Origin of the sequence: Bradyrhizobium viridifuturi (genome assembly GCF_001238275.1) — a bacterium.
GTDB classification, from domain to species: Bacteria; Pseudomonadota; Alphaproteobacteria; order Rhizobiales; family Xanthobacteraceae; genus Bradyrhizobium; species Bradyrhizobium viridifuturi.
The window spans coordinates 1-9,915 of the sequence record NZ_LGTB01000086.1; the positions used below are offsets into that span (position 1 = coordinate 1).

The 9,915-nt window shown below is 60.0% G+C and carries 8 protein-coding genes and 1 pseudogene; 8 read left to right on the forward strand and 1 reads right to left on the reverse strand.

Translation table 11 applies throughout. The features are described 5' to 3' along the window. A partial coding sequence (locus tag ALC15_RS45700; RefSeq protein WP_210168628.1) for a hypothetical protein occupies nucleotides 1-245 on the forward strand: 245 nt, incomplete at its 5' end. Between the two features lie 27 nt (nucleotides 246-272). Here the strand turns inward: ALC15_RS45700 and ALC15_RS40115 are convergent. Continuing rightward, the gene (locus ALC15_RS40115; protein ID WP_244486485.1) at nucleotides 273-1,787 is read right to left on the reverse strand and encodes an NEL-type E3 ubiquitin ligase domain-containing protein; all 1,515 of its coding nucleotides are present in this window, start codon (nucleotides 1,785-1,787) and stop codon (nucleotides 273-275) included. Nucleotides 1,788-2,918: 1,131 nt separating this feature from the next. On the opposite strand from ALC15_RS40115, the gene ALC15_RS40120 reads away from it, so the two are divergent. The 7 genes and pseudogenes from ALC15_RS40120 (at nucleotide 2,919) to tssG (ending at nucleotide 9,712) form a co-directional block, all read left to right on the forward strand. Next, nucleotides 2,919-3,683 carry a type VI secretion system ImpA family N-terminal domain-containing protein gene (locus tag ALC15_RS40120; RefSeq protein ID WP_128089742.1) on the forward strand — a complete coding sequence of 255 codons (765 nt, stop codon included), beginning with the start codon at nucleotides 2,919-2,921 and terminating at the stop codon, nucleotides 3,681-3,683. Then, nucleotides 3,680-4,549, forward strand: a complete 870-nt coding sequence (locus ALC15_RS40125) for a type VI secretion system domain-containing protein (RefSeq protein ID WP_050632035.1) — start codon at nucleotides 3,680-3,682, stop codon at nucleotides 4,547-4,549. Before ALC15_RS40120 ends, ALC15_RS40125 begins: the two co-directional genes overlap by 4 nt. A gap of 38 nt (nucleotides 4,550-4,587) precedes the next feature. Next, nucleotides 4,588-5,079, forward strand: coding sequence for a type VI secretion system contractile sheath small subunit (gene tssB, locus ALC15_RS40130; protein ID WP_050632036.1), 492 nt, complete (start codon nucleotides 4,588-4,590; stop codon nucleotides 5,077-5,079). Nucleotides 5,080-5,113: 34 nt separating this feature from the next. Then, nucleotides 5,114-6,598 (forward strand): type VI secretion system contractile sheath large subunit, encoded by a 1,485-nt coding sequence (gene tssC, locus ALC15_RS40135; RefSeq protein WP_050632037.1) that lies wholly within the window; start codon nucleotides 5,114-5,116, stop codon nucleotides 6,596-6,598. Nucleotides 6,599-6,611: 13 nt separating this feature from the next. Next, a complete protein-coding gene (gene tssE / locus ALC15_RS40140; protein ID WP_050632038.1) occupies nucleotides 6,612-7,007 on the forward strand; it encodes a type VI secretion system baseplate subunit TssE in 396 nt (131 codons plus the stop codon). A 7-nt stretch (nucleotides 7,008-7,014) separates the two neighbouring features. Next, nucleotides 7,015-8,762: pseudogene (gene tssF / locus ALC15_RS40150) on the forward strand (type VI secretion system baseplate subunit TssF). Next, on the forward strand, nucleotides 8,726-9,712 hold the full coding sequence (tssG, locus tag ALC15_RS40155) for a type VI secretion system baseplate subunit TssG (RefSeq protein WP_094194432.1): 987 nt from the start codon (nucleotides 8,726-8,728) through the stop codon (nucleotides 9,710-9,712). The pseudogene tssF and the gene tssG overlap by 37 nt, the downstream one beginning before the upstream one ends. Nucleotides 9,713-9,915 lie beyond the last annotated feature (203 nt).

Sequence of the window (9,915 nt, forward strand, 5' to 3'; positions counted from 1 at the left end):
TGTTGCAGATCATCAGCTCTCAACGGTCTTCGAACAAGCCGTGTTATGCTGAGGATTCCCTGATCGCGGCTGCGTGCCTCGCCGCTGCTCCGGGAAAGCTGGACACAATTGATTTGCTGTGTGAAAATCCGACGCAAACATCGACCGAGTGCAGCCACTGCTTCACCGCCTGCGGGATATGCTGCAACGTGATTGGCGAACGCTCTTCGGTGCGGCGCGACGGTTCCGTGGAACCAGGCATTTGAGAGCCCCATGCCACCGAAGACCCGTGCTTATAGCGTGAGGCCACGCTGCGCAAGAAACTGGTCCGTAACCGGTCGCATGATCTCCCGAGCGATTTCGTCTTTGACCTGGGCGCCGAGTTGCAGCCTAGCATCGGCATTGCCCGTCAAACCAAATTCCGCGAGACGTTGATTCAGGCGTGCCGAAAACTCCGCTCCCATCGCTATGGCAAGGCGCGCCTCCATGGCTGCATGGTCTTCGTGAGCGAAACGCTTCAACACCGCCTGCCAAGGTTGCCAGCGTGTGGCCAGGTAGTCGGCAAAGCCTGCCGCCTCCTGCTCCCGAACCGATGTCTCGGCAAGGGCGATGTCGGTCTCCGTAACGACGGAAACTCGCTCGAAGCGCATCTTTGGGGCCACGGGCTGCAGCTCCAGTGCATCGCGTAGCTTAACTTGATAGGCCAAATAGACCTCGATCTCGTCGACGAAACGCAGTGAGCGGACCTTCTCGCGAGCGATCCGCTCCAGCACGTCCAAGCGGAACAGGATACGGCCCCTTTCCAAAATGCCTTTGAGATTCCCGTCAAAGTCCCCGTACTCAACCTCAGCGTTCAGGCGTGCGGTCTGCATGCCGTTCCAGGTCAACGTGATGCGATCCTCGCAGCTTGCGCTCGCATCGAAAGCCAACTGGAAGTATTGCTCGCGCAACCGGTGCCTTCTTGCCGCCTGCCGCAGGTCATCGCGCACCGCCTGCTGGAACGCCTCATCGCCGTAGTTCACGGTCTGCTGCAACTTGTCGAGAAAGCGTGCGTAGTCGTGAGCACCGTGCTCTTCGCTGAAGCTCTGCCAGAGGGCCAGCGTCTCCGGCTCGCTGATCAGCCAGTCCGCGACCGCCTCAGCCAGAGGCCGTCCCGACCCTTGCGCCGTTTCCCCCTCCATCGAGAAGGAGACTCGGGGTCCTTCATACCCCTCGGCATGCAGGGCTGTCGCAAGGTTCGTCCGCACCCGCTCCGACAGGGGATTCGCTTCCAGCCTAACTATGGAAGCATGTCTCAGCTGCGTCAGCAGGGTTTCGGGTAAGCTCGTCAGTCGGTTCCAACCCGCGTGGAGCGTTCTGAGGCTGGCAGGGAAGGAGTCGGGCAAGTGAGACAGCCGATTATGGGAAACGTCGAGCCGCCAGAGATTGTCCGGGAGTGCGGCAGGCAGGTGGGTCAGCTGGTTCTCGTTCACATGCAGAATCTGGAGCCTAGGCGGAAGAGTTTCGGGCAGGCTGGTCAGCTGATTGGCAGGAACATCCAGACGTTGGAGCCCAGGGGGGAGGCCGGACAGGCTGGTGAGCCGATTGTCGGCAACATCCATCCGCCGGAGCCCGGGCGGGAGAACGGGCAGGCTAGTCAGCCGATTCGACCTGGCGTAGAGTTCAAGGAGACTGGTCGGAAGAGATTCCGGCAGATAAGTCAGCTGGTTGTTGGAGACGTCTAGGCGCTGGAGTAACGCCGGGAAGCCCGGTGGCAAGACCGTCAGGGACAGCGATGCAAGGTTTAGCTGCACAGTGGTTGCGGCCATCTCCCACGCTCTTATTCTTCTTACCGCGTCTAGCCGATTTTCGCTTCGGCTCAGCACCTCTTCTGCAGCCCAGGCCTCAAGAGCCTGGTCCTGCGATCCTTCGCCAGGAGCCGAAGCCTCATTGTTCATCGTCGGCGGCCTCCCGCACCCCAGTCTAACTCGACGAACCTGATAACCGACCCGGTGAGACCGCATAGGCAGTCTTGCCGTCGATCTCGCTCGGAACAGTGAGACGTATTACGAACACTCGGCTGGCACTGTCCTGGGACCATCAATGCCGTCTTTTCAGTCGTCAATTAGGTAGGCGCCCCCGAAGTGATGCTCTTGGAAACCGCCGCTGTCATCATGGATGATCACTGACGAATGTAAACCAAGCCAATTGAGACTGCGACTCGCATTAGGCAGACCTGTTCAGCTTTTTGCCAAACGGTCGCCGACCTCTCGAGGAAGTGCCGGAAGCGCTTGGCCATTGGGAGGACGTCGCCTATGTGTCCGAGCAGAATCTTTTGCCCGACGAGTCGGCGAACCTATCCGGCATTCGCATGCGGCGGAGATCTTCATCAAGTGGCAAGTCGGGCGGCTACACCCCGCAATCCGCCGCCGAACTGACGCTTCGCGCCTGCCGGGCGAAAGTCGCGGCATTCGCGCTGCTCCGCTCATACCGCCTCATGTGCCGAACTCTGTTCAGTTTCTGATCATGAGCAGAGGGAAGTTGTGCGAGATGGGCGAGACGTTCCGGTTCCTCTTGTGGAGATGAATTCGAACGACCTGCTGATGCCCGTCATTTGATCGTAAGCGCTTAGCCGGAACTCTTGCTTCGGGATATGGATAACTATGCGAAGAAGCCTCCGGCATGGACGGAGGTTTGGGATGGGATTGGACAGCGAAAAGGCCCGTCAGGCCAATGACCGAGGCGTCCATCACCAATGCCTCTAATGTCGGGTTTGCAACATGCTGTCGGGACCATGACGCCTCCGATTGAGAACGCTTCTGCTAAATCAAGCCTTTGCAATTGGCATAAGGCTTGAAGGAGATGAAGGCGGACGTCATCCAGCAGCGCCTGCGCAAGGACGGTAGTGATGGCTTACAAGGGTGTCGCCTCTCGGCTTATTGTATGCGTCGGGTACGACGTTGACTTTCCACGATGCGTCGCAATGTGTGTTCGCGTATGGTTTTGTTATGGTGATTGATCGCTGGGCGGCGGTTCAAGACGACATCGATGCGCGTGCGCGGCACGGTGCCGCGCCTGTGCCGGGCCCCGTGGCCGCCGGCATCAATGTCCGTGGTGCGGCCGAATTTGACCAGCTCGAAACCGAGGTCCGGCGCATGGACGCCGACGGACCGACTTCGGTTGATTGGAGCAAAGTCAGCACGCTGTCGCTCCATATCCTGTCGAATCAGTCAAAAGACCTTTTGGTGGTCTGTTGGGCCACCTATGGTCTGTTCCGGACCGGAGGATACCAGGGCCTTGCGGTCGGCCTAGGGGTTTTGCGCGGCATGGTGGATGCGCATTGGGAGGGGCTCTTTCCGCCGATCAAGCGGGAACGGGCGCGGGTCGGAGCAATCGATTGGCTCGTTGGTCGCGTTGGGTCAGAAGTGGCCGAGAATGTGCCGATCGAAACTGAATATCCGGCAGTGCTCGCCGCCTATGAGGCCCTTGACGATCTCGACCGCCAGTTGCGCGACAAGCTGGTCAATGAGCAAGCCTCTTTGGGCGAGTTGTTGAGAGCTCTGCGGCCGCACTACGAAGAAGCCAAGCGCGCAAGCGCCGTGCCCACAGAGCGTGCGGCGGAGGCGGCCCGAGCTGTCGAGGAGGCCGGCGTCGCCCCAGCGGAATCCCCTCCGCCGGTTGAGGTGCACGACTGGCTGGCGCCGATGGCGACTGGGCCGGCTTGATCGACCAGTTGCCTGATATGCTGCGCTTAGCTTCGGCCGCCCGGCGCGTTACGTCCCCCACAGACCCGACGGTCTATCTGCTCAATCGTGTCGGCTCCTGGATGCGCTTTGACGCCCCGCCGCCGGATACGGGCGGCCGCACAACGATATTTGCGCCTGCGGACAGTATCGCAGCGTTGGAAACCAAAATAGCGGCCGCTCAGCACGCCGATGTCTTGAATTTGGCCGAAGAGATCGTCTGGATGTCACCGTTCTGGCTCGACGTTCACCGGCATGCCGCGAAAGCATTGGAGCAAATGGGGCCGCTCTTTGAGCCGGCGGCCGCCGCAGTGCGCGCAAGCCTAGCCCTGCTGGTCACACGCTATCCGCGGATCTTGACGTTTCAGTTCAATGACGGACGGGCGTTCGCGGATGAGGAGACGCGCGCCTGGGCCGCCGTCGGTGGTGCGGACGTGTCGTCGGGCCGTGATCCTGCCGACGAAACGGTTGTTGAGGCACATAAGCTGATTGGTGATGGGCACCCTCAGGCTGCCCTCGAGAAGCTGTCACGTGCGCTGGATGGCGCGAGCGGAGAACGAGCGCGGTTCGTGGGCCAGCTTGCGCAAGCCCGTTTCTGCATCGAAACCGGCTTCGTGACGACCTCCGTCTCGCTGCTCGAGCACATGGAAGAGGTGATCGCCGAGCGCAATCTCGAACGCTGGGAGCCTCGGCTTGCGCTCGACGTCGCCGAATTGCGCTTTCGCGCGATGACCCATTCCGATTCTCAGCAATTGATTGACGAGCCGCGCCGTTGCGCCGTGCTCGAGCAAATCCGAAAGAGGGTCGCTAGCATCGATATCGCGCGGGAGAGTCAGCTTGGTCGCTAGCTGACTTTATCAGGGCAGAGTCTCAAACAGGAGCTGATATGGCACAGGAAAGCTCGGTCGCTCCAAAGGAGCGCATCAATATCCGCTTCAAGCCAGCAACCGGCAACCTCAAGGAGGATGTCGAGCTGCCGCTCAAATTGCTGGTTCTGGGCAACTTCACCGGGCAAGCCGATGACCGCCCGATTGAACAGCGCGAGCTCGTCAATATCGACAAGGACAATTTTAACGAGGTTGTCAAAAGCCAGCAACTGACTCTTCATATCTCCGCCGAGAATAAGCTCGACGATCAGCATGAGGCTGGCAAGCTGTCGGTGTCGCTGCAGTTTCAGAGCCTCAAGGACTTCGAACCCGAGCGTATCGTGCAGCAAATCCCCGAACTGCGCGCTTTGACCGAACTACGCGCGGCTCTGATCGCTCTGAAGAGCCCGCTTGGCAACGTGCCGGGCTTCCGCAAGGCCATCCAGAATCTGCTCGAAGACCACGGCGCGCGGCCGCGCCTCCTGAGCGAGCTCACCGGCAAGAGCGAGTGAACTGATCAACGAGGTTCCTTGAGGGGCGAGCGCTATGACCGACACAAGTGCGCAGCAGCCGGCCGAAGTCGCTACCCCGACCACTGACATTTCGTTGCTGGATCAGGTCCTCGTCGAAACCAGGATGACCCCGCGCGACGAGGGTTACGACCTCGCCCGCCGGGGCGTCGCAGCTTTCGTCGCCGAGCTCATCAAACCGAACCGGGCCGACGAGCAGGTCAACAATGCGCTCGTCGATCAGATGATTGCGGAGATCGATCGCAAAATCTCGACTCAGCTCGACGAGGTGCTGCACACAGACCAGTTCCAACGGCTCGAGTCGGCTTGGCGCGGGCTTAAGTTCATGGTTGACCGCACCGATTTCCGTCAGAACATCAAGATAGAAATCCTTAACGTCAGCAAGGACGAATTGCTCACCGACTTCGAGGACAGCCCGGAGATCGTCAAGTCAGGCCTGTACAAGCACGTCTACACCGCAGAATATGGCCAGTTCGGCGGCCAACCCGTCGGGGCCATGATATCGGCTTACGAGTTTGGCAGTGGCAGCCAGGATGTTAAGCTGATGCGGTACATGAGCGCAGTGGCCGCCATGTCGCATGCACCAATCATAGCTTCTGCTGCACCGGACATGTTCGGCGTCGAACGTTACGAGGAGATCGTGGGTCTGAAGGACCTGCAATCGGTGTTCGAGGGACCAAAATATACCAAGTGGAACTCGTTCCGCGAAAGCGAGGACGCTCGTTATTTCGGCCTGTCGCTGCCGCGTTTCCTGCTGCGCTTGCCCTATGGTCCAGAGACGGTTCCCGTGAAGGACTTTAATTACCAGGAAGCCTCGGACGGCGAGACCGACAACTACCTCTGGGGCAACGCTGCCTTTGCCTTTGCGACGCGCTTAGCCGAAAGCTTCGCCAAGTATCGCTGGTGCCCGAACATCATCGGTCCCCAGTCTGGCGGCGCGGTTGAGGACCTCAATCTGCATACCTATGAGGCAATGGGACAATTGCAGACCAAGGTGCCGACTGAGGTGCTCATCTCGGACCGGCGCGAGTTCGAACTAGCCGAGCAGGGCTTCATCGCGCTGACCATGCGCAAGGGGGCTGACAATGCCGCTTTCTTCTCGGCCAATTCCGTGCAGAAACCGAAATATTTCGGGAACAGCCAGGAAGCTAAGGCGGCCGAGCTCAACTACAAGCTCGGCAGCCAGCTGCCCTATATGTTCATCATCAATCGTTTCGCCCACTACATCAAAGTGCTGCAACGCGAGAACATCGGCTCCTGGAAGAGCAGGCAAGAGCTGCAAGGCGAGCTGAACAACTGGATCCATCAGTATGTCGCCGATCAAGAGAATCCGTCGGCAGAGGTGCGCTCGCGGCGGCCTTTGCGAAAGGCGGAGATCATCGTCGAGGACGTCGACGGTGAACCGGGCTGGTATCGCGTCGGCATCGCCGTCGTTCCACATTTGAAGTACATGGGCGCAGATTTTGCATTGACGCTCAAGGGTAAGCTCGACAAGAAATAATGGTGGTTAATCGATGTTCGACCGCAGCCTTATGGAACGCTTGGAGGACGGAGCCGCGCCCCACCGGGTGTCGTTCGACCGTTTCCGGGCAAGCGTTCTGGGAAACCTGCGTCGGGTTCTGAACTCGCGCCAGGGCTGCTGCGAAACACGGCCGGACCTCGGCATGCCCGACCTTAACGAGGCGGTCGGGCAGGGAGCCGACGCAGTACGCGCGCTCGCCCGTTCGCTCAAGCAGCAGATCGAGACATTTGAGCCCCGCTTGAAGAATGTGTCGATCCGCTTTCATGCCGATCCCGACAACCCGCTGCAGCTGAGCTTTCACGTCAACGCGACGCTCGATTATGACGACCAGATGGAGCCAATTTCCTTCGATGCGATCTGCGACAAGCACGTTCGGATAAGGCGCTGAGGCGGCGGTGGCCCTTAATCCCTATTACGAGGACGAACTCTCCTATTTGCGCGAGCTCGGCGCTGACTTCGCGTTGGCCAATCCGAAGCTTGCGCCCTTTCTCGGGCAGGATGCCACCGATCCCGACGTCGAGCGGTTGCTCGAAGGCTTCGCCTTCCTCGTCGCGCGGCTGCGCCAAAAGCTCGACGACGAATTTCCCGAATTCGTCCACGGCCTGTTGCGGATGGTGTGGCCGCAATATCTTCAAGCCCTGCCGCCCATCACGACCCTGTCTTTTGCCTTGAAATCATCGGCGAGCGCTGCGAGCCTGAACGTGCCGGCCGCACGAGCGTGCGTTCGCGGCCGATTGAAGGAACGAACTGCACGTTCGTCACCTGCTACTCAATTGACGTGCTGCCGCTTGAGATGATTGATGTCCAGCTCGAGAACCGGACGAGTTCCGCTCGCCTTACCTTGGGTATCAAAGCCACCGGCCAGCAAAACCTGTCATGTCTTAAAAAGGGTCGGCTCCGTCTTTTCTTCTCGACCGAACGAGAGCCGCAAGTGGGACGCTGCTTATTGGCATGGCTGTGTCGTCACACCTCACAGGGAACTGTGACCGTGGCCGATCGACAGGTCGCCGCAATCGGCTCAGCACAGATCGCGCCTGTCGGCTTTAGCGATGACGAGGCGGTTTTGCCCTGGCCGCACAACGCCTTCTCAGGGTTCCGGATCATTCAGGAGTATCTGAGCTATCCGTCGAAATTTCTCTACGTCGAATTATCTGGTCTTGAGCCGCTTGCCGGCCGCACGGAGACTGAGTGCAGGCTCACCTTCGAGTTTCGGCGCCCGTTCCCTGCCCAGTTGCGTATCGGCAAAGGCCAAGTTTGCTTGAACTGCACACCGGCAATCAATGTCTTCAGCCATGAGGCCTCGCCAATTCGGCTGAATCGGACCAAGACCGAATACCGCGTACTTGCCTCCGGAGGGCCAAACTTCACCATCCGGTCCGTCGATGGTGTGACCGGCTATGTCCAAGGCCGTCCCGAACGCATCGAGTTCGAGCCATTCGACCTGTTGCGCCACGATCTGCCGGGCGCCGAGCGCAACCGCGCCTACTTTCGCGAGCGTATCCGGCCGGCGGTGGTCGGCCGGGGCGTCGATCACTACGTGAGCTTCGTTGACCGGCTCGACATCGGCCGACATCCGCCGATCGACGTCGCATCCTTGCAATTGACCTGCTCCAACGGACCTATTGCTGACCGGTTACCCATCGGTAGCGTGGATCTGCCAACCTCTGATACGCCTCGCTCGGTGACCTTCTCCAACATTACGGCGGTGGTTGCAGAAGTGCCGCCACCGGTCAGCGATGGCTTGTTGCGGCGTCTGATGACCAATCTGGCGCGCAACTACGGAGCGATGGCTAACGTCGATGCGTTGCGGACTGTGCTTGCCAGCTACGAATTTCGTGCAGTCTACGACGTTCAGGCGCGTCGTCGCCTGGAATTGTTGCTCGAAGGCCTCGATCAGTTCGTGAGCACGGACACCGATCACGTGGTGCGCGGCGCCCCGGTCCGAATGCGAAATATCGAACTGGCCGTGATCGACAGCAAGATCGGGGGCGAGAGCGAATTGTTCCTGTTGGGAGCGGTACTCGACGCCTTCTTCGCGACGTTTGCCGGCATCAATATGCTGCATCGGTTTTCGGTTCGTGGCACGGAAAGCAACGCACACTACTTATGGCCAGCGAGAAGCGGATCGATGACGGCACTCTGACGGCGCCCGACGAACACGATGAGCTTTCGGCATTCGGGTTCTTTTCGCTCGTTGCGCATCTCGAGCGGCGCTTCAGCGCCGCTCCCCCGATCGGATCCACCGATGATCCCGCGCAGGAGGCGGTGCGCTTCCGTGCGGCGCCAACGCTTGGCTTTCCTGCCGAAGATATCGCGGGAATCAGACAGACCAAGGCCGCCGGCGAGCGCGTGGAGGTCAACGTCAACTTCCTCGGGCTGCATGGTCCCTCCTCGCCGCTGCCGCCCTTCTACGCCGAACGGATCATGCATGCAGACGGCATGGGATCGCTCGGCGATTTCTTTGATTTCTTCAATCACCGTCTGATCAGCCTGCTGCTGCGGATCTGGCGGTACTACCGTCACCATTTGCGGTTCGAGGAGGGCGCAACCGACGCGATCTCGGTGCTGATTGGCACGCTCTTTGGGCTCGTGCCCGGGGAAGACACAGCTAGGGAACGGGAATGGCGGGCGCGGCTGCTGCCGCATGCCGGCGTCCTTGCCTTATGCAGCCGGTCCGCCAAGCTTGTGGCCGGTGTGATTTCCAGCCATCTCAACATTTCAGCCCGGGTCGAGGAATTCATCTGGCGCGAGATCGACATTCCACGGCAGGCGCAGTGGCGCCTTGGCCGACCTGGTCTTGAGCTCGGCGTTGATACCCTTGCCGGTGAAACCATGCCGGACGTCGTAGGCAAATTCCGGCTTTGCCTCGGCCCGCTCAACCAGCAGCAGTTTCGGTCACTGCTGCCCGGTTGCGAGACCCATGCCATCCTTTGCCGTCTCGTTAGCGCTATTCTGCGCGAACCCCTGGCATGGGATCTCCAGCTAGAATTAGCGCTCGGGCAGACACCGCAATGGACTCTGGGCGAAGGAGAGTTAGGTTGGACGACATGGATCGACCCGCCCGATGGCACCGGAAGCCTTGTTTTATTGTGATCGTTTTCGAGTTGCTGGGTGAAGATCACTCGCGATGACGGATACTGGACCATCATAGCGCGTCACGGATCACGGGCCAGAGCCGCAGTCAAACCTGGTTAGACGTTGCCATCGCGTGCTGGCTGCGGGCCAATGGCCTCCATGACCGAGAGATTGCTATGCCCGTGCACCGAGTCGACTCCTGCCTCCTTACGACCGCTAGG

Bases quoted from the DNA above. Each gene is read 5' to 3' on its own strand.
- ALC15_RS40115 (WP_244486485.1), bottom strand. From the start codon at position 1,787: ATGGCCGCAACCACTGTGCAGCTAAACCTTGCATCGCTGTCCCTGACG.
- tssE (WP_050632038.1), top strand. From the start codon at position 6,612: ATGTTCGACCGCAGCCTTATGGAACGCTTGGAGGACGGAGCCGCGCCC.
- tssC (WP_050632037.1), top strand. From the start codon at position 5,114: ATGACCGACACAAGTGCGCAGCAGCCGGCCGAAGTCGCTACCCCGACC.
- tssG (WP_094194432.1), top strand. From the start codon at position 8,726: ATGGCCAGCGAGAAGCGGATCGATGACGGCACTCTGACGGCGCCCGAC.
- tssB (WP_050632036.1), top strand. From the start codon at position 4,588: ATGGCACAGGAAAGCTCGGTCGCTCCAAAGGAGCGCATCAATATCCGC.